The organism is Hyphomonas atlantica corrig., assembly GCF_000682715.1.
GTDB classification, from domain to species: Bacteria; Pseudomonadota; Alphaproteobacteria; order Caulobacterales; family Hyphomonadaceae; genus Hyphomonas; species Hyphomonas atlantica.
This window is the reverse complement of record NZ_AWFH01000012.1, coordinates 162,825-181,351: the sequence shown is the minus strand read 5'-3', so window position 1 is coordinate 181,351 and position 18,527 is coordinate 162,825. Positions and strand designations below refer to the sequence as shown.

Genomic DNA, 18,527 nt, shown 5'->3' with positions numbered 1-18,527 from the left:
AGTAGCAAACATGCCATGCGTGCACCTTTCCTAGCGACTCTCGCACTAATTCTAGCGACTGGATGCGACATGTCTGACACGGAGCAGCTTGCTCCGGCCCCGAAAGACACAAGCACCGCGACGCTGATGAGCTGGGCGGATCTCTTATCTCGAGACCGCCCCACAACGCCTCATACGATCCGAACGGGGCCCCGCGACGCTGATATCGTCGACCTTTGGCTGCCAGATGGGGATGGCCCCCACCCTGTTGTAATCATGGTTCATGGCGGGTGCTGGCAGAAATCCATTGCAGACCATTCGCTGATGGATTTCGCCGCCGAAGACCTTCGCCAGAAGGGATTTGCCGTCTGGAACATTGAGTATCGCGGCGTGGACGAAGATGGCGGCGGCTACCCAGGCACGTTTGAGGACGTCGCACACGCCGCAGACGCGCTGAGAGAGCATGCCGACACTTACAATCTCAAGATCGACCGCATCGGCGCGTTCGGCCACTCGGCAGGCGGCCATTTGGCGCTGTGGCTCGCGGCGAGACCCAAATTGCCAAAGTCCAGCCCGCTCTGGCAATCAGATCCGCTTCATATCGACCTCGTTGTAAATTCCGGCGGCCTGGCTGATTTGGAGGCTTCCGCTCCCGTAACGCTGGAAAGCTGTTTGAGCGCCATCATGGATGATTTGACGGGTGCAGCGTCAGGCGGTCGACCTGATGTCTTTTCAGATACGTCGCCCGCCGAGCTCCTGCCATTCGCAGCCCACCAATTCAGCGTGAATGGCGCGCTAGACCAGATTGCCCCGCCCATTCTCGGGGAGGAATACTCCAACAAGGCAAAGGCGGCCGGCAGCGACGCCCGTTCCATTCTCGTACTGGAGACCGGCCACGTCGAGCTGATCGCGCCTGGCAGCGATGCGTTCGAATTGCAGGCTGAAATCCTGCTGACAGAATTGTCGGACTAAGGCCTACCAGACGCCAGCCTGTTTCAGTGCAGCATCAAGGGACGGCGGAATATCCACCGCCGCTTCCTTGCTACCCAAATCGCGCGGCGCATCCCCCGGTTTCAAATACCGCCAGCCTTGGAATGGACGCTTGGGTTTGGCATATGTCCGCACGAGCTCAGGGTCGAACACCAATTCACACATTGTGTGGCCATCCCCTGCCACTTCGCGAACATCGATGATTTGCTGACGAACGCGGATGGCGCCCTTGATCACCCAATAGATAGAGCCGCCCTGAAGCAATTGGTCTTTCTGCTTTGGCATCATGCGTGTGCGATGAAAGGGTTCATGCCCCTGTTTCATCAGACGCTTCTGCCAATTGACCAGATCGTCGATATCATCCGCGCCGACGCAGAGCTTCACCATGTGAATCGTCATGCGAGTAATCTAGCGACCTCAGCGCGGCAATCCAGACATCAGCTGCGGACCCTTGCGAATGGCCTCAAACTCCGCCTCGGCCTCTGCGCTCGCAAAGAAGAATTCCGTCTGAATGATGTTCGCCGAATATTGTCGTGTCATCGTTCGGAATGCCGCCCGCGCTTCCAGATCAATCGAGAAGCTCGACACATAGCTCATCCCCCAGCGCGGCTCCGTCCGGATGAAATAGCTCTGCTCGTACCGCGTTAGCTTACCGCCTTCTGGACCGGCAACAGGCTTCGGCAAATGATAATCTATACGCAGAAACCGCTCGCCGACCGGATCTAACCAGGCAGACGCCTGAAGGCGCTCGGCCGCCCAAACATCGAATTCGCCATCATTGGTGGATGGGTGGTGGCGAAACGACACTCGCCAAGCGTGTCCCATATCGTCGACACTGACTTGCCGCCCCATGCTCGCGCGCAAATCATCTGGAAACAGTCGGCCATCCGGAGCCGCTTCATTCGCCCAGGTTCTGGCAACCTCTTCGAGTTCGTCATCTTCGCCCTGCCAGGAGACGACTTGCCAGCGCTGCCCTTTTTCGCGGCGAGGATCATACGAATAAACACGGCTGGCATGCTGGCTCTGGAGTTCAACGGTGAAGGCTGCACGCAGCGATGTCGGTGCTTCCGTGGCCGTAAGCGCCGTATCCAGTGGCGGCGCCTGCGTCATGAGGAAAAAGCTCGCAAGAAAAGCCAGAAGCATATCGAATTACCGTCCCGTAATGTGATTAGGTCCGGAATGCGGCTGATCTTTGGCAGCGCAATCAATTTCGCGCGCGAATGGCCCGTCCGGTCAAACCTGTCGGGCCATTCTGCTAGAGCAATGCTTTACGGGTCTTGAACAGGCTGCGCTTATGGCAGACTTGCGGGGGCTATTCGCCGTCTTTGAGCGGAATACCGTACAGTTCGAGACGATGGTCCACCAGTTTGAAGCCAAGCTTCTTGGCAATCTCGACCTGTAGTCGTTCGATTTCTTCGGAGTGGAACTCGACGACCTCACCATTCTTCACATTGATCAGATGGTCATGATGCTCATCAGGCACTTCCTCATAACGGGCGCGCCCGTCGCGGAAGTCGTGAGCCTGAATGATACCGGCGTCTTCAAACAGTTTTACCGTTCGATACACAGTCGCCAAGGATATTGACGCATCCATGGAATTGGCACGGCGATGCAGTTCTTCTGCATCCGGGTGGTCATCAGATTGCGAAAGAACCCGCGCAATGACGCGCCGAGGCTCTGTCATCCGCAATCCTTTTTCCGCACAGAGTTTTTCGAGTCGATCCATGGAAGTGTTTTGCCCTCACATTTCAGGGAAGTCCAGTCGATTGAACGCAGCGTAACCCTGTTTGATTTTTCATGATTTTCAGTCTCAAACGAGGTGAAGGCGGAAATAGTCCAGAGTGCGCTCCCATGCCAGTTTCGCAGCCTCTGAATCGTAGCGAGACGTCGTGTCATTGTGGAAACCGTGGTTCACGCCCGGATAGATGTATGCCTCATATGACACTGAATTGGCGTCCAGCGCCGCCTTGTAGTCAGGCCACCCGGCGTTCACGCGCTCATCAAGGCCGGCAAGATGGATCTGAAGTGGGACCTGAACCTGTGCGGCCTCATCTGCCGTTGGCCAACCACCGTAATACGGAACTGAGGCCGACAGCCAGGGCTGGCGCACCGCCATCAGATTGGAAACGGCGCCGCCAAAGCAGAAGCCAACGCAACCGACCTTGCCGTTCACCGCCACATGTCCGCGCAGGAATTCTGCTGCCGCCATGAAATCCTGCACCATGCCTTCGCGATCACGTTTCGCCTGCATCGCGCGGCCATCATCGTCATTTCCGGGATATCCCCCAAGCGGATACAGGGCGTCCGGCGCGAAGGCGACAAAGCCTGCCTGAGCCGCGCGGCGCGTAACATCTCGAATATGAGGGTTCAGTCCTCGGTTTTCGTGAATGATCACAATGCCAGGGAGTTTTCCCGCGGCGTTGGCAGGGCGCACGAAATACCCTTCCATCTCACCCGCTCCGTTGGGCGAATTGTAGATCAGCATTTCCTCATAAAGGCCGTCCGCGCCGGGTTGGGTTTGTTGCTTCGCATAATCCGGCATCACACAGGCCGCGAGGCTGGTTACCGTCATGCCGCCCACCGCATACTTTCCGAGACCTGAGAAAAAAGCCCGTCGCGAAATGTCGCCATGGCAATAGGCGTCATAGAGTTCGTACACTTCTTGCGGAATATCCTGCTTATTCGACATCAAGGCCTCCATCTCGGTCTGGACCGGAACATAGTCCAATAACTCGCGAGGCCCAACGTGATCTGGAACTATGTGGCTATTCCAAGCATGCGGGACATCAAGATAGCATCCACAGGAATATCCCTTCCGGCTCGATAGTATCGTGGCCGCCGCCCATCTTCTACGAAGCCGTGATCTCGATACAATTGACGTGCAGCCACATTATCTTCCGCCACGTCCAGCATGATCCGTGACACGCCCCGCTCGCCGGCACGTGCGATCAAGGCATCAATCAACTGGCTGGCCAACCCCTTCCTGCGCTCGGCCGGATCAGTCGCCACCGTCAGAATATCGGTTTCTCCCGCCACCGTCTGCGCAATCAGGAAGGCGACGATTGCGCCGACGCTCTCAACGCCCAGTGCCAGAACCTTCGAATCCTCCAACAGTCCTCTAATCGCGGCGGCGTCCCACGCGTCGTCGAAACACTGCGCATGTAGAGTCGCCAGCTGCCGCGCATCGTCTGGCCTCAGAATGACAAGCCCGGTCATCAGGATTTCAACTCAGGCAGCTTCGCATCTGGCTCACGCGCATAAACGGGCGCAGGGGTGTGATATGCCGGGTCGAACAGCGGTGCCTTGAGCGCAGCTGTCACGGCTGAGGGAATGAGCGGGCGAATGTCCAGCAAATCTGCCTGACCTTCTAAAGCCTCAGGCGATTGCATGAATACGGGCGCGGTAAATCCGGTCAGCATGGCCTTCAGCTCATTCAGCCCGACTTCTATCGTATCTGCGATACCCGCATTGTCTGATACACCTTGCACCCACCAGGTTTGTTCGGGCGGTCGTTTCTGGGCCGCAAGACACCCCAGGGCCGTGTCTTTCATGCCCGCCGGAATGGCAGCTTCAATGCTGGTGACACCTACGCACGGGGCAGTCGTGACGAGTGACAAACCGCGGGCGTAGGCCACGCCAATGCGAATGCCGGTAAAACTACCGGGGCCCGTCACGACGGCCAGCCTGTCAATGTCCGACAGGTCAATTCCTGCATCGGCCAACAGCCGCTCCACAAAGCCCGGCAAGGCCTTGTCTTGCCCTCTCGCCATCGTCTCGCGCGCATCGGCCAGGATTTCACCATCCTTGACGATAGCCGCTTCCATGGCGGTGAACGCTGTATTCAGTCCCAGGACGATCATGACACGTCAGACGATCCTGCATGCCTCTTCAAAGCGTAAGCGCGGGCTGCGTGCAAAGATGCTGGACCGGTCACCATAGCCAAGATTGCAAATCCAGTTGGCGCGCCAGTTCTTTTCCTCGCCATCCTGAGATGCGAAAAATTCCTTGTTCACACCATCCATGTCGAACCCGGACATTGGTCCCGTATCGAGCCCAAGTGAGCGCGCAGCCATCAGGAAGTAAGCGCTCTGGAGCGTTCCGTTCCGAAAGGCCGTTTCTTCCCTGTTGTTGTCGAACCAGGTTTTCGCGCTCGGATTATGCGGAAAGAGTTTCGGAATCTTTTCCTGGAACTCCATGTCATAAGCTATGATCACGGACCATTTCGCTTGCTTCACCTTTTGCTGATTGCCCTCGGACACCAATGGCAGCAGGCGCGACTTACCTTCTTCTGACGAAACGAAGACGAACCGCGCCGGTGAGCAATTCGCGCTCGTCGGCCCCATCTTGGCAAGGTCATAGACGGCCCGCACCAGAATCTCCGGCACGTCCTTGTCCTCAAACCCGTTATAGCTACGGCCGTCGCGAAAAATTACGTCGAGCGCATGGTCATTCACCGGATGGGCCATGTCCTGTATCCTTCCGTCAAAACAAGTTCTTTCAAGAAGTCTTGCCGGGAAACGCAAGCACAATCAATGACATGTCGTCAGCGACAATGCTGGCAAAGCTACAGAACGGCCTCGACTGCCGTTACTTCCGGAACATAAGTCTTCAGCATGTTCTCAATCCCCTGCTTCAGGGTCATGGTCGACGACGGACACCCGGCACACGCGCCCCGCATGGACAGGTGGACAATTCCCGTGTCCGGCTCGAACTTGTGAAAGATGATATCACCCCCATCCTGGGCCACGGCAGGGCGAACGCGCGTTTCAATGAGTTCGCGGATCTCTTCCACGATCTCGGCAGCTTCGCCTTCATAGCTGACATCAGCCTCGGTGTCGGCCGAAGGCGCCGCGCCTGCCTCCACGACTGGCAGACCCGCCATGTAGTGATCCATGATCGCAGCCAGCACCATCGGTTTGACGTGCTTCCATTCCTTGTCGGGATCCTTGTTGATCGACACGAAATCGCTACCCAAGAACACGCGTTCAACGCCATCTACCTGAAACAGTGCGCGCGCCAGCAGGCTGATGCGGGCGCTCGCAACATCGGGGAAATCAAACGGACCGGCGTCGCCCGCGACAGGGTGACCGGGCAGGAATTTGACGGTGTCCGGGTTTGGCGTGGGTTCGGTTTGTATGAACATGGCCTTGGGGGCCCTTTCTGGATTGCAGTCTTGACAACCAGATGGCTTGGCCGAGCGACCAGTTCAAGGGATTGCGTGAAGTCTCAGGGTGCGGCGGCCAGTTGCTTTTCCAGCGACGCCACATTTTCCAGCGCTCCAGCTGGTACATGCACCAACGCTTCAGCGAGATTCTGCGACGCGTCCTGCGCTTCACCGAGGTAGAATCCGATGCTGGCCAGATGATTGGCCATAAAAGGACCATCGCCGTTCTGATTTGACACAATCAGTGGCTGCATCTGAGCGGCGCGGCTCCAAGCCAGTTCAGCCCGATCGAAAGCCGAACTTACGGCGGGCAATCTTGCAAGGCGTGGTTCGGAGTTGCGGGCCGCAACCAGCATCTGCTGCGCAATATGAGCGCGAGCTTTGGCGCCATAGAAGGTCTCGATGTCAGTCTTGCTGGCGGGCCACTCCACGATGTCTTGATTCACTTGAAGCGACAAATCGTTTCGGTCCGCTTCAGCCCACCCGGCGAACAATGCCGCTTCCGCCTTAAGCTTGTCGAGTTTTGCTGGCGTAGAGGCCAATCCGCGAGCAGCCCGCGAATCATATCGGTTCAAGGCTTCAGCGGCTGCTGTGAGGCGCGGGCGCATATCTTCACCCTCTACGCCCATCAGCAAACGCGCGGCAGCCTTGAGATCGGAATCAACTTCGCCATCCTGCACAGTCAGTTCAGCCAGCAAGTTCGTATGTTCAGACAAGGCATCAGCAGTCGCGCCCTGCCAGGCCGGCATGGCAGTCAATCGAGCCTGAGGGTGCCAATTGGCACGATCGCCCGCCCAGCCAGCGCCTTCCAGCTCGCGCGCGATCTTCACGATCGACACGCCCACCGCTGGCACGGTCCAGTCCTGGCCTGCCACCTCAATCGGGCTGTCATCAATCTTGTTCGATGCGACAGTCATGATCGGATACGCGCCAACGGCGGCAATCACGACACCCACTTTCATCAAGGTGATGGTACGGCGCCACCAACGTTGAGCGAACAACATGATGGGGCTGGGTTCTGCATAGTCGAATGTCACGAGATGGTCAGAGCCAAGTACGGTCACCACAGGACCTTCCTCCTGGTACGCCGCTGGAAGACGACTATCAAATGCCATTCACTCTACCCTGTTCCAAAACATGCCCACGCCAAGCCTGTTGCGGTTAAAGCACTATGCAGGCAAAAAGCGGATATTAACAGTCTATTTACTGTTAAATATATGCAAGCAACATGCCTGCCCGCGATTTGACCGGGCGGGGCATATCTTCAGGAATTTCTCGTGGCAAAATCCGGCAGTGAATTGCCGAAATCAGGCTCAATCGCCGAGGCCGCGTATCTCTGCCTGGGTGGTCAGGGTTGACTCAGTGCCGTCGGCATCGGTCAGCGTAAGGACCAATTCCGCCGTTTCACCGATTTCAATGTCAGGACTAACCCCAAACAGCATCAGATGATTGCCGCCGCTCTTCAGCTCAAGCGGAGCATCTTCAGTGACGTCCATCTGATCGACCTTGCGCATTCTCATGACGCCGTCGTCCATGCTCATCGTATGAAGCTCAACCGTGTCTGCAATATCGGTCTCTGCGCCGACCAGTGACATCGGCTCGCCCGTAACAGTCAAAGTCAGTCCTCCACCCGCAACATCGCGCCCAGGTGCAGGCTTCACGACGAATGCGCCGCTCGCCGTCACTGAGCTTTCCGCTGTTTCTGGTGCTGGCGCACAGGCGACCATAGCGACAAGTCCGAAAGCGGCAGTGATAGAAGCGATACGCATGGTACAGGTCTCCAACCGTGTGATAGCGACACGAGACCTACCCCACTTCAGGCGAAGGTCAACAACTCCCGTTGCCGCAGGCCGGATCAGGCGCCCCAGAATCCAACAAGTTTCCACACCTCTGCGATAACCGGAGCAGAAATCGCATCGGCCCGCTCTGCACCGTCCTGCAGGACAGAATCAATAAAGGCCGGATCATCCAGAATTTCGCGATAGCGCTGTGTGATCGGCGAGAGATGATTCACAGTCACCTCCGCCAGGGCCGGCTTGAATACACCAAAGCCCTGTCCGCCATACTGTCTTAGGATTGCCTCGACGCTTTCTCCTGACAACGCCGCGTAAATGCCGACCAGATTCTCAACTTCCGGACGGCCCTCAAGGCCATCCACTTCGCTCGGCATATCACCCAGCAAATCCGTTTTCGCCTTCTTGATCTTCTTGGCAATCATGTCGGCGTCATCCACCAGCGCAATTCTGGAGAGTTCGGAGGGATCGGATTTCGACATCTTCTTGGTGCCGTCCTTCAAACTCATCACGCGCGCACCCGGCCCCTTGATGAGCGGTTCTGGCAGCGGGAAAAAGCCTGGCGCATCATATTCACGATTGAAGCGGTCAGCGATATCGCGGCTGAGTTCCAGATGCTGCTTCTGATCCTCGCCTACCGGCACGTGCGTTGCCTTGTAGGCCAGAATATCAGCCGCTTGCAGAACAGGGTATGTGAACAAACCGACTGATGCGCGCTCAGCATCCTTGCCCGCCTTGTCCTTGAACTGGGTCATCCGCTCGACCCAACCCATCCGGGCGACACAGTTGAAGATCCATGCCAGTTCGACATGCGCCTTCACTGAAGACTGCGCGAACAGGATGGATTTCTTGGGGTCCACGCCGCAGGCCAGGAACGCCGCCGCAATCTGGCGGGTCTGGCTGAGCAGAGCCCCCTTCTCCATCGGCATTGTGATCGCGTGCAAATCCACAACTGCGTAAACGGCATCCCAGCCATCTTCCTGCAGGTCCACGAACTTCTTCAGGGCGCCGAGATAGTTGCCCAGATGGAGGTTGCCTGTTGGCTGGATGCCCGAGAAAATGCGTTGCGGGCCACTATAGGATGCAGGTGTATCAGTCATGGGCAGGCGCTTTAGCGCGTTTGTCTAGCGCCGCAAAGCCTGTCGAATGTCAGAAATGCGGATTGCCCCAGTTAAAAGCGCGGCAAATGCGTAAATTACCCCGCCCGCGAACACGATGGCTGCGGCAGAAGCGATCCGGGAATCCCACAACTCCGCGCGGATCTCGGGCAGGTTTTGGAGCATGAACCAGACCGCTGCAGACATGATCGCGGTGGCCAAAGCTGCACGCACCACACCAGAAACAAGACGCGGACCGGGCGTATACCATCCCCGCGCCAGCAAGGTCATCGCCAACAGCGCCGTGTTCATCCAGGCAGCAACGGAGGTTGCGATGGCCAGACCTATAAACCCAGCCCCGCCATTCGATTTCATCCAGAAGAAAAGACCCGCGCCCAGCACGGTATTGATGACGACGGAGACGAGCGCATAGCGCATTGGGGTCTTCGTATCTTCCCGCGCAAAAAATGCCGGCGCGAGCACCTTGATCAAAACGAAGGCAGGTACCCCCCAGGCGAAATGGAACAGCGCGCTTCCGGACATGGCCGCATCAGATGGCAAGAATTCGCCGCGCGTGAAGAACGCATCGATCAGAAAGACCGGCGCAATCATCAGCGCCGCCGCCGCTGGCAGGGTCAGCGCCATGGCAAGCCCGATCCCTTCATCCATTGTCTGTCGACTGGAACCGTCATCGCTCGCGCGCGCAGCACGGCTGAGACGAGGAAGAATCGCGACACCAACCGCCACGCCGACCAGACCAAGGGGCAACTGATACAAGCGATCAGCCGCATATAGCCAGGATTTCGCCCCGACTTCGAAACTCGCCAGCGACTGGCTGACGATAATGTTGATCTGGGTACCGGACGCCGCGATCGTTCCGGGTATGGCGAGCTTCAAAACCTTCTTCACGGCGGGTGTCAGCCTAGGCCAGCCAATCAGGCTGAGGCGAACCTTTTGGCGATTGACGCCCCACCAAAGCGCGCCGGCCTGCAAAAGACCGGCGACAAAATACGCCATCGCAGCGGCAAGGGCTGTGCCCTCGGCGTCCGGAGCGACGAAGGCTGCCGGGATCAGACACAAATTCAGCAGTGTTGGCACGCCTGCTGACAAGACAAATCGCTCGGCCGAGTTCAAAACCCCTGACAACAAGGCGGCGATGGCCATGAACGTCAGATATGGCATCGTAATTCGCGTCAGCAGCACAGCCAAACCATAGCTTTCCGGATCGTCGGCCTGTCCGCCGTGTATCAGCAACAGCACCCATGGCATGAAAATTTGCGCCACGATGGTCAGCGCTGCCGTCGCCGCAAACAGAACTCTCAACGCTTCCTGCGCCACATCACGCGCCGCCTCTGCACCTTCTGCCTCCAAGGTGCGGGCATATGTCGGCACAAAGGCAGAGGCGAACGCCCCCTCAGCAAAAATCCGGCGGAACAGGTTCGGGAACTGTTGGGCCGTTGCCCAGGCATCACCAATCGGCCCGGCACCAATCTTCGCGATAAGCAGAATGTCGCGAACCATACCGAGAATGCGGCTGGCCAATGTCAGCGAGGATTGCACGAGTGTATTGCGAGCGACGCTCATGCGGCCTCCCCTGATCGAATTCTCAGAAACTGTCCACGGCGCGTGATCGCTTCAGCTTCCTGGCCGGCGTTTCCGGTGCATCCGGTTCATGCTGCCCCAATGCGTCAAGAAGACGTTCTTTCAATGTTTCAATCCGGTCAGCATCCGTAAGCTTCTCTCCAGCAGCCGTCTGCACGTAAAAAGCATCGAACATACGCTCTCCATACGATCCGACATGCGCTGAATGGATAGACAAATCGCTTTCTGCCAGAACGCTCGCGACATCATAAAGCAGCCCGGGACGATCCCGGCCCGCGATGTCGACCACCGTATATTCCGTCGAAACATCATTCCGTATCTGGGCGGATGGTTGCACCAGGAAGGCCGCTTCGCGCCGTCCCATGCGTGCAGCGGCTGGCTCTTTCACGCTCGTGCCCGAAAGGGTCTGCTCCAATGCGGTTTCCAGACGTTGCAGGCGGGACGCGTCCTTCAATCCATAAGGCTGTTGTGAGCCATCCTGAAGAATGAAGATGTCGAGGATGCGTCCGCTACGATTGGTAAAGACCTGCGCTGAGACAACATTCGCCCCAAGGTTTGCAAGGGTTCCCGCAAGATCCGCAAACAGGCCGGGCCGGTCTTCCCCGCAGACCATGAGCGTGAGCGCCCCCCCTTCAGGCGGGAAGCGATAGCATACGACGCTCCCCCCCTCCTTCAGCGCTGTGGCGTGCCATGTCAGGTCCGGCACATCAAACCCTGTCCAGTATGCAGTCTCCATCTCAAGCAGCGTGTGCGGAATGCTTCCCAGCTCCTCCACAACGGATTCCCGCCGCGCTTCCGCTCTTGCTTCAAGATGCGCCTGTACGCCCGATTCATCCGCCCGACCGCCGCGCAAGGCAGCTGCCGTATTGTGGTAGAGGTCTGCCATCAGCTGCCCCTTCCAGGCATTCCATACGCCCGGTCCGACTGCGCGAATGTCCGCAGCCGTCAGAATGTAAAGCAAGCGCAACCGCTCAAGCGAGCCAACCAGATTGGCGAACTGCGTGACCGTTCGAGGGTCAGAAATATCGCGCTTCTGCGCGGTCTCACTCAGCTCCAAATGGTTGCCGACCAACCAGGCGACCAATTCCGTTTCGTCTTCTGGAATGCCCAAACGCTGACAAGCCCGCGTGGCTGTCTTCATGCCTTCGATTTGCTGATCGCCTTTTCCCTTTCCGGTATCATGCAGCAGCATGGCAAGGTAAAGCGCACGGCGATTCTCAACGAGCTGGAATATTTCGGTCGCAAGCGGAACGCGCTCGGCATTGACCTGCTCCATCTCCGCGATTGCCTCAACTGCGCGGATCGTATGCTCATCAACCGTGTAATGATGATACATGTTGAACTGTGTTTGGGCGACGATACCGCCAAACTCGGGGATGGCCTTACCCAGAACGCCCGCTTCATTCATCCGCCGCAGGATGAGACCAGGCTCCTTGCTGCCAAGAATAGCGTCCAGTATCAGCCGCCTTCCCTCGTCGGAACTACGGACGCTTTCATTCAGGGCGCGCAAGTTCCGGGTAATTGCCGACAAGGCATTCGGATGAATATCCTTGTCTTCCCGGCGGGCAATAATGAAGAGCCGGAGCATGTTCAGCGGGTCATCCTTCATCACGTCTTCAGATGTGATGCTCACCCGCCCGGCATCCACCACAAACCCCTTGTCAGCCAAGGCTTGCGGCGTTTTCTGTGGCAGCAGTCTGCGGAACCCTTCAGGCTTCTTCTTCTGTTCAGCCTCCAGCTTCGCCGCGATAATGCGCGTCAATGCGCCAACATCTTTCGAAACGAGGAAATAGCGCTTCATGAAACGCTCGACACCCAATTGCCCCGTACGGTCCCGATAGCCCATACGCGCCGCAATTTCCGGCTGCAGATCAAAGCTCAAACGTTCCTCCGCGCGCCCTGTCACATAATGCAGGTGACAACGCACCGTCCACATGAACTTCGCCGAGCGAATAAAGGACGTATACTCACTACGCGTGAACGGTCCGCCCTTCATTACGTCTTCGAGAGTCTCGCCACCATAAATATGCTTCACGATCCAGTAGAGGGTCTGCAGATCCCGAAGGCCGCCCTTGCCTTCCTTGATGTTTGGCTCAACCACATACCGCGCATCACCCTGTCGGGCATGACGGGCGTCGCGCTCGGCAAGCTTATCCATGATGAACTCGGCGTCTTTTCCTTCGACGGCTTCCTTCATGAATTTCGACATCATCTCGTCGGAAAGAGCTTGATCACCGCAGATGAAACGAGAGTCCAGCAGAGACGTCTTGATCGTTACGTCTTCTGCAGCCAGCTTCACACATTCTGCTGGGGTACGGAATGCGTTGCCAACTTTCAGCCCCATGTCCCACAATGCGTATAGCATGTACTCGATCACGCTTTCCGTGTGCGGAGAGGCCTTGTAGGCGCGCAGGAACAGCAAGTCCGTATCTGACGACGGCGCCATCACCCCTCGCCCGTATCCTCCCGTCGCGAGAATGGCGAGACGCTCGGCCTCTGTGGGGTTGCGCGCACGGTGCACATGTGTGGTGGTGAAGTCATAAAGCGCATGCACAACCTCATCCTGTACCGCGGCAAGTAATCGGGCCGTATCCAGGCCGTCCGCCCCTTGCTGCAGTCGTTCTTGCGCAATCATGCGGCCTCTGAACATGGCGCCGTGCAAATGATCCAGGGCCGCCTTGCGCATCGCCTGCGCGTCCCCAAGATTATCAAGCGCTGCCGTGGTCAATTTCACCCTCAGCGAGCGACCATCAATGATGTTGGAAATACGCCACTTGCCCGGCCGGCGGCTCGTCCGGTTGCGGGATTCAACGAGAGTGGGCTCTTGCGCGGGTTTGACGGGAGAATCTGTGCTCATGGATAGCCTATATAGCAAGTCACACTGTCCCGCCTATGCCATGATCACCGAAGGCCGGATTTTCCCGCTTCTCGACCTCAGGTGCGCTGCCAATCTGGCAATCCGGCGGCGTAATGCCCCGCATCCGGTCAGGTATTGATCTTTACCGGCAACACGCGGGATTTCTTGACCACGCCATAGGCGAAACTGGTCTCGACCGATGAAATCCCCGGCAGCTTCTGAAACGTCTGTCTTACCAATTGCTCGTATTCGTCGAGGCTGCCCGTTACGACTCGCAACTGATAATCTGAGCCACCTGCCATCAGGTAGCAGTCGAGTATCTCAGGCGTTTCCTCAACAATCTTCTCGAACTTCTGGATCGTGTCTTCTGTATGGATAGACAGGCGGATCCTGACAAAGCACGTTATCGGGTATCCGCAGGCCTTCTGGTCGATCGTCGCGGAATAGGCCTTGATGATACCGGCCTTCTCCAGATTGCGAACCCGGCGCAGGCAGGGAGAGGGAGACAATCCAATTTTCTCTGCGAGATCCTGATTCGTCAGACGGCCATCCTCTTGAAGGGCCTGAACGATTTTAGCGTCAATTTTATCCATACCACCCTCGAACTGGTATAATATGCCAATCATCACGCCATGCTTGGCATAAATTGACAGCACCTGTCCCGAGAGCGCTGCTATATTGCTTCGACAGACAGCAAGGTTCCCCCATGGCCCTCAAACCGTCACGCGATCCAGGATTTGCAACCCGAGCCATTCATCATGGCTACTCACCTGCGAATCATTCGCACTCTCTTACTCCGCCCGTCCACATGACGTCTACCTTCGTTTTCCCCGATACTGCAACAGGTTCGGCACTTTTTGCGGGGGAAACCGAAGGGCATTTCTATTCTCGCATCTCCAACCCCACGCTTGAAGTCCTCGAAACGCGCTTGGCGAACCTTGAAGGGGCCGAGGCTGGTCTTGCGACGGCCAGTGGAATGGGCGCGATTGCTTCGACGCTCTGGACGCTCGTCAAACCCGGCGACGAGATCATCACGGACCAGACGCTCTATGGCTGCACGTTTGCGTTCATGCGGGATGGGTTGTCTCGCTTCGGTGTCAAAGTTCGGCATGTGGATCTGAGAGACCCGGAGAATCTGCAGGCGACAATTAGCGACACGACGCGGATTGTGTACTTCGAAACGCCAGCAAATCCCAACATGCGCCTCGTCGACATCGCCGCGGTGTCGTCAATCGCGAAACAGGCCGGCGCGCTGACCATTGTAGACAACACCTACGCGACGCCCTTGCTGACGCGCCCGATTGAGCTTGGCGCGGACCTAGTTGTCCACTCCGCCACCAAATATCTGGGCGGGCATGGAGACCTGGTGGCAGGTGCTGTGTGTGGCCCGGCTGACCTTGTTCAGGACATTCGCCTGATTGGCGTAAAGGACATGACCGGCTCAGTGATGGCGCCCCTGACCGCCATGCTGGTCATGCGGGGCCTCAAAACCCTCCAGCTAAGGATGATGCGCCATTCTGAAAGCGGCCTTCGCATCGCCAACTGGCTCGAACAGCATCCAGCCGTTTCAGCCGTCCACTATCCCGGTCTGCCAAGCCACCCTCAGCACGATCTGGCCAAACGCCAGATGTCGGACTTTGGCGGCATGATCGCTTTTGAACTGGCCGACGGGTTTGAGGCCGGGACAAGAATGATGGACCGACTACAGCTCATCCAGCGCGCCGTAAGCCTTGGGGACGCCGAATCCCTGATCCAACACCCTGCCAGCATGACCCATTCGACCTACTCTCAGGAAGAACGCCTCGCCCACGGCATTTCAGATGGCCTCGTCCGTATGTCGGTCGGATTGGAGGATTCAAAGGACCTGCTGACAGATTTGGATATGGCACTCGGTAGCGATCGCAGCTAAATTCCTATTCAACGGGTCTTTGTTCGTCCAGCAAGTCAGCCTCAGAACTGCTGGCACGTTCGGCATCGACTTTCTCATCAATCGTATTGTCAGCCGCGACATCGGAATCATAATTTGAACTCGGTCGAGCTTTCACGCGCGGCTGTTCAGCTGCCCCAGCGCCGCGGCTTTCAGGCTTTGCGCTTTTTAATGCATCTTCCACGCCGCTATCGAAGCGAACACGATAAATCGGTTCCGGCAAGGTGAAGCCCCCCTCTTCCAAGACATCCTTGGTAGCGACGATCGCAAGACCTCGGGCCTTGGCGAAATTCGTTTGCCTTTGATCAACCCAGCCCATGAAGCGCAGCACAATATTTGAGTCTCCGACAGTCTGCACGAGTGCTTCAGGCTCTGGGCAGGATAGCACGAACGACATGGCCTTCAGTCGATCAAGGCCTATCTGCATTGCCGCCACAGGATCATCAGCTGCGTCAACACCGAGTTCAAATTCAAAACGGCGCTCTGGGTTACGCGTATAATTCAGAATCACTGCCTTGAAGACAGCGGAGTTAGGAATGCGTAGATGGTTGCCGTCCAGCGTCATCAGGATGGTCGAACGCGAAGTTAACCGCATCACCTTTCCCTCATGCTCATCGATGACAACGTGCTCGTTCGCCCGGAACGGTTGGCGTACACTGAGCATGATTGAGGACACATAGTTTTCCAGCGTATCACGGACCGAAATGCCGATTGCCAGGCCAATCACGCCAGCACCGCCCAGGATCGTTCCCATCAATGCAGTCGCGCCAAGCACATTCATCGAGACGACCAGCGCAACCAACAGCATCAGTATTCGGAACGCGCCGGACACCAACTCCTCAAGGAAGGGATTCGGGAGCGCCCAACGCCACAGGCTACGCCACGAGGCCACAAGATGCCCCAGTAAAGCCAGGAACAGGAAAACCGCGAGGGCTGCGCCATACAGTGGTAAAGCGCGGTAAAGCTTGTCCAGCCTCCCGGAGGGGTCTCCGAAAAACGGCCCGGCACCATTATCTACCGATAACCTTCTTTCTATCTGGTTCTCAACTGTGACCACCCCATTCACGCGCAGGGCAATTTCTTCAGCGCGAACTTCCGCAGCCGTGTTCGCCACTTCTCCACCCAGAGTGACCACACCGTGGCTTACGTCCACGGTCACTTTGCGCAGCGTAGCAATCTCATCAAAAATACCGGAAATACGCGTCTTGATTTCTGAATCGCTCGCCTGTGGTGGCGGAGTCTGGATAGCAGGCGTAGGATCCTCGATCGGCCCTGATGATTGCGCAAACGCTATCGGGCCGACCACCGCAATGCAAAGCATCATCAGACTGACGCATACTCCATTTGCCAGCGAGCAAAGATTGCCGATTGCGATTTCGTTCCGTTTCACCTGCGCAGAATACGTGAAACAGTTGAAAGTTCCATTCGGGCAAGTCGTCAGCTAACTCACGACTTCAAACTCATCCCCAAACCAGAGCGGAGAGTTTGCCAAGTCTATGAACTTCTTTTCGTCCTCCAGCAGTTCGGCGCCGGCTTTTGCCGCCGCCGCGTTGCTCTTGGCGGCCATGGCCTTTTCGCTTTTGAACCATAGCTCAGCGACGCCATCATAAACTGGAGGACCACCGCGGCTCGCCTGCATGCTGGCATTCAAATTGTCATGCGATGTATGATTCTGCACGTAGCGGAGGATCCCCAAAACCTCTGCATGTTTCGCCACCAGTGGTGCATGCTTCTCTCGCCAATAGACTTGAAATTCCTCTCGGCTGAGATGTGGCAATCGTCGCAGGCAGAACGTCAGCTTGATCATAGCAGATCGCCCCCCGCCGCACCGGCGGTTGTACCATCCTTCTTGAAAGCGCGGATGACATTCTTTCCCGTGATCCATTTGTGCACCTCATCCGGCCCATCGACCAGGCGTTGTGAACGAATGTGTGTGTACCAGGCGGCCAGAGGCGTATCGAGCGAATAGCCAAGCGCGCCGTGCAGCTGGATTGCTGTGTCCACCACCTTGTGAACCATATTAGCCAGATAGACTTTGGCGATACCGTTTTCCTGGCGCAAATCCATGCCGTTTTCCGCCTTGTAGGCGATATGCATCAACATGAGGCGCGCGATGTAGAGCTGGCTGGCACACTCCGCGAGCATGAATTGAACGCCCTGCCGGTCTTCGAGGGGCTGGCCAAAGGTTTCCCGATTGGTGACATGTTCCGTAGCAAGATCGAGTGCCCGCTGAGCCATGGCCACATTGTGCATGCCGTGGCGCAGGCGACCATAGGCAAGACGATGCTGGCCCATTGAGAATCCGCCCCCTTCCCCACCGAGCAGATTCTCCTCGGGAACAACAAGGTTTTCGATCTTCACTTCGGCATGTCCGCCGCCCATTTCCTCATAATGCGGGCCATGCACTGCCATCGTCGGAATATCCCGGATGATCTTGTAACCGGGATTTGGCAGCTCAACGATGAAGGTTGAGAATTGCTGATGGCGAGGCGCATCGGGATTTGTCTTTGCCATGACCACGGCGATGTCGGCTGCCGTAGCCGCGCTCGAAAACCATTTCTCGCCGTTCAGGACGTAATTTCCCTTGCCATCCTTCTCGGCGCGCGTCTGCATCCCGGTGGCGTCGGCCCCGGCTGCTTTCTCAGTCATCGAATAGCAAATCCGCTTTTCGCCATTCAGCAGTGGCTTCAGATACTTCTCTTTCTGAAAATCCGTACCATGTGCCAGCAGGGTCAGCATGGTGGCGTCATCCGGCCCCTGAGAGTTCATCGACAGAGCGCCAAGGTGGCTTTGGCCAAGTTCCATTTGCACGAGCGCATTGGCGAGCGGGCCAAGCCCCATGCCGCCATGCTCTACCGGGATGAAGGGGCACCAAAGCCCACGCGCCCGCGCTTTCTTCCGCAATTCGGGCAACACCTCCTTGAAAGGCCTACCCGCAGCCATTTCCTTCTCCGCGGGAATGCACTCATCTTGCACCCACTGGCGCACGCGCTCGCGCACTTCCTTGGCATCCTCTGGAATCGTGAAATCAATCGCCATTGCCTGTCTCCCTTTGTTGTTTTGAAGGGAGGCTAAGTCGGAAGCGTTTTGTAGAACAGGCTGACTTCGCGTCAGCAAC

The 18,527-nt window shown here is 57.2% G+C and carries 19 protein-coding genes; 2 read left to right on the top strand and 17 right to left on the bottom strand.

Annotated elements, in window-relative coordinates; all coding sequences use genetic code 11:
* Nucleotides 1-69: 69 nt before the first annotated feature.
* Nucleotides 70-951, top strand: a complete 882-nt coding sequence (locus HY36_RS08225) for an alpha/beta hydrolase (RefSeq protein ID WP_081806103.1) — start codon at nt 70-72, stop codon at nt 949-951.
* A 3-nt stretch (nt 952-954) separates the two neighbouring features.
* Here the strand turns inward: HY36_RS08225 and HY36_RS08220 are convergent, their stop codons facing one another.
* From HY36_RS08220 to HY36_RS08155, 14 genes are all read right to left on the bottom strand, one after another.
* On the bottom strand, nt 955-1,368 hold the full coding sequence (locus HY36_RS08220) for a DUF1489 family protein (RefSeq protein WP_035550989.1): 414 nt from the start codon (nt 1,366-1,368) through the stop codon (nt 955-957).
* 18 nt (nt 1,369-1,386) lie between these two features.
* Nucleotides 1,387-2,112, bottom strand: coding sequence for a hypothetical protein (locus tag HY36_RS08215; protein WP_035550986.1), 726 nt, complete (start codon nt 2,110-2,112; stop codon nt 1,387-1,389).
* Between the two features lie 169 nt (nt 2,113-2,281).
* Nucleotides 2,282-2,695: a Fur family transcriptional regulator gene (locus HY36_RS08210; protein WP_035550984.1), complete on the bottom strand. Its 414-nt coding sequence runs from the start codon at nt 2,693-2,695 to the stop codon at nt 2,282-2,284.
* An 84-nt stretch (nt 2,696-2,779) separates the two neighbouring features.
* Nucleotides 2,780-3,658, bottom strand: a complete 879-nt coding sequence (locus HY36_RS08205) for a dienelactone hydrolase family protein (protein WP_241764172.1) — start codon at nt 3,656-3,658, stop codon at nt 2,780-2,782.
* A 68-nt stretch (nt 3,659-3,726) separates the two neighbouring features.
* The gene (locus HY36_RS08200) at nt 3,727-4,185 is read right to left on the bottom strand and encodes a GNAT family N-acetyltransferase (RefSeq protein ID WP_051602635.1); all 459 of its coding nucleotides are present in this window, start codon (nt 4,183-4,185) and stop codon (nt 3,727-3,729) included.
* Entirely contained in the window at nt 4,185-4,829 is a 645-nt protein-coding gene (gene tsaB / locus HY36_RS17790; protein ID WP_051602634.1) for a tRNA (adenosine(37)-N6)-threonylcarbamoyltransferase complex dimerization subunit type 1 TsaB, read from the bottom strand. Before tsaB ends, HY36_RS08200 begins: the two co-directional genes overlap by 1 nt.
* 6 nt (nt 4,830-4,835) lie before the next feature.
* Nucleotides 4,836-5,435 carry a malonic semialdehyde reductase gene (locus HY36_RS08190; protein WP_035550978.1) on the bottom strand — a complete coding sequence of 200 codons (600 nt, stop codon included), beginning with the start codon at nt 5,433-5,435 and terminating at the stop codon, nt 4,836-4,838.
* A 98-nt stretch (nt 5,436-5,533) separates the two neighbouring features.
* A complete protein-coding gene (locus tag HY36_RS08185; RefSeq protein ID WP_035550975.1) occupies nt 5,534-6,112 on the bottom strand; it encodes a NifU family protein in 579 nt (192 codons plus the stop codon).
* An 83-nt stretch (nt 6,113-6,195) separates the two neighbouring features.
* Nucleotides 6,196-7,248, bottom strand: coding sequence for a hypothetical protein (locus HY36_RS08180; protein WP_035550972.1), 1,053 nt, complete (start codon nt 7,246-7,248; stop codon nt 6,196-6,198).
* A gap of 198 nt (nt 7,249-7,446) precedes the next feature.
* Nucleotides 7,447-7,902, bottom strand: coding sequence for a copper chaperone PCu(A)C (locus tag HY36_RS08175; protein ID WP_051602633.1), 456 nt, complete (start codon nt 7,900-7,902; stop codon nt 7,447-7,449).
* Nucleotides 7,903-7,988: 86 nt separating this feature from the next.
* Entirely contained in the window at nt 7,989-9,026 is a 1,038-nt protein-coding gene (trpS, locus tag HY36_RS08170; RefSeq protein WP_035550969.1) for a tryptophan--tRNA ligase, read from the bottom strand.
* A gap of 24 nt (nt 9,027-9,050) precedes the next feature.
* Nucleotides 9,051-10,607: a murein biosynthesis integral membrane protein MurJ gene (gene murJ / locus HY36_RS08165; RefSeq protein ID WP_035550966.1), complete on the bottom strand. Its 1,557-nt coding sequence runs from the start codon at nt 10,605-10,607 to the stop codon at nt 9,051-9,053.
* Nucleotides 10,608-10,629: 22 nt separating this feature from the next.
* Nucleotides 10,630-13,482, bottom strand: a complete 2,853-nt coding sequence (locus HY36_RS08160; protein ID WP_081806102.1) for a [protein-PII] uridylyltransferase — start codon at nt 13,480-13,482, stop codon at nt 10,630-10,632.
* A gap of 128 nt (nt 13,483-13,610) precedes the next feature.
* The gene (locus tag HY36_RS08155) at nt 13,611-14,075 is read right to left on the bottom strand and encodes an Lrp/AsnC family transcriptional regulator (protein ID WP_035551356.1); all 465 of its coding nucleotides are present in this window, start codon (nt 14,073-14,075) and stop codon (nt 13,611-13,613) included.
* 113 nt (nt 14,076-14,188) lie between these two features.
* Here HY36_RS08155 and HY36_RS08150 point away from each other — a divergent pair, with 113 nt between their 5' ends.
* Nucleotides 14,189-15,391: a methionine gamma-lyase gene (locus tag HY36_RS08150; protein WP_035550963.1), complete on the top strand. Its 1,203-nt coding sequence runs from the start codon at nt 14,189-14,191 to the stop codon at nt 15,389-15,391.
* Nucleotides 15,392-15,395: 4 nt separating this feature from the next.
* Here HY36_RS08150 and HY36_RS08145 read toward each other — a convergent pair whose 3' ends face one another.
* The 3 genes from HY36_RS08145 to HY36_RS08135 are packed head-to-tail and all read right to left on the bottom strand — an operon-like array spanning nt 15,396 to nt 18,448.
* A complete protein-coding gene (locus tag HY36_RS08145; RefSeq protein WP_155841802.1) occupies nt 15,396-16,799 on the bottom strand; it encodes a mechanosensitive ion channel family protein in 1,404 nt (467 codons plus the stop codon).
* 51 nt (nt 16,800-16,850) lie between these two features.
* Complete coding sequence (locus HY36_RS08140) at nt 16,851-17,216, bottom strand: EthD domain-containing protein (protein ID WP_035550960.1); 366 nt, start codon at nt 17,214-17,216, stop codon at nt 16,851-16,853.
* A complete protein-coding gene (locus HY36_RS08135) occupies nt 17,213-18,448 on the bottom strand; it encodes an acyl-CoA dehydrogenase family protein (protein ID WP_035550957.1) in 1,236 nt (411 codons plus the stop codon). The genes HY36_RS08140 and HY36_RS08135 overlap by 4 nt, the downstream gene beginning before the upstream one ends.
* Nucleotides 18,449-18,527: the final 79 nt, after the last annotated feature.

Excerpts from the sequence above, each read along its gene's own strand:
- HY36_RS08210 (WP_035550984.1), bottom strand. The coding sequence starts at position 2,695 with ATGGATCGACTCGAAAAACTCTGTGCGGAAAAAGGATTGCGGATGACA.
- HY36_RS08215 (WP_035550986.1), bottom strand. The coding sequence starts at position 2,112 with ATGCTTCTGGCTTTTCTTGCGAGCTTTTTCCTCATGACGCAGGCGCCG.
- HY36_RS08185 (WP_035550975.1), bottom strand. The coding sequence starts at position 6,112 with ATGTTCATACAAACCGAACCCACGCCAAACCCGGACACCGTCAAATTC.
- trpS (WP_035550969.1), bottom strand. The coding sequence starts at position 9,026 with ATGACTGATACACCTGCATCCTATAGTGGCCCGCAACGCATTTTCTCG.
- HY36_RS08200 (WP_051602635.1), bottom strand. The coding sequence starts at position 4,185 with ATGACCGGGCTTGTCATTCTGAGGCCAGACGATGCGCGGCAGCTGGCG.
- HY36_RS08220 (WP_035550989.1), bottom strand. The coding sequence starts at position 1,368 with ATGACGATTCACATGGTGAAGCTCTGCGTCGGCGCGGATGATATCGAC.
- HY36_RS08190 (WP_035550978.1), bottom strand. The coding sequence starts at position 5,435 with ATGGCCCATCCGGTGAATGACCATGCGCTCGACGTAATTTTTCGCGAC.
- HY36_RS08155 (WP_035551356.1), bottom strand. The coding sequence starts at position 14,075 with ATGGATAAAATTGACGCTAAAATCGTTCAGGCCCTTCAAGAGGATGGC.
- HY36_RS08225 (WP_081806103.1), top strand. The coding sequence starts at position 70 with ATGTCTGACACGGAGCAGCTTGCTCCGGCCCCGAAAGACACAAGCACC.
- HY36_RS08180 (WP_035550972.1), bottom strand. The coding sequence starts at position 7,248 with ATGGCATTTGATAGTCGTCTTCCAGCGGCGTACCAGGAGGAAGGTCCT.
- HY36_RS08175 (WP_051602633.1), bottom strand. The coding sequence starts at position 7,902 with ATGCGTATCGCTTCTATCACTGCCGCTTTCGGACTTGTCGCTATGGTC.
- HY36_RS08205 (WP_241764172.1), bottom strand. The coding sequence starts at position 3,658 with ATGTCGAATAAGCAGGATATTCCGCAAGAAGTGTACGAACTCTATGAC.
- HY36_RS08135 (WP_035550957.1), bottom strand. The coding sequence starts at position 18,448 with ATGGCGATTGATTTCACGATTCCAGAGGATGCCAAGGAAGTGCGCGAG.
- tsaB (WP_051602634.1), bottom strand. The coding sequence starts at position 4,829 with ATGATCGTCCTGGGACTGAATACAGCGTTCACCGCCATGGAAGCGGCT.
- HY36_RS08140 (WP_035550960.1), bottom strand. The coding sequence starts at position 17,216 with ATGATCAAGCTGACGTTCTGCCTGCGACGATTGCCACATCTCAGCCGA.
- HY36_RS08160 (WP_081806102.1), bottom strand. The coding sequence starts at position 13,482 with ATGAGCACAGATTCTCCCGTCAAACCCGCGCAAGAGCCCACTCTCGTT.
- HY36_RS08150 (WP_035550963.1), top strand. The coding sequence starts at position 14,189 with ATGGCCCTCAAACCGTCACGCGATCCAGGATTTGCAACCCGAGCCATT.
- murJ (WP_035550966.1), bottom strand. The coding sequence starts at position 10,607 with ATGAGCGTCGCTCGCAATACACTCGTGCAATCCTCGCTGACATTGGCC.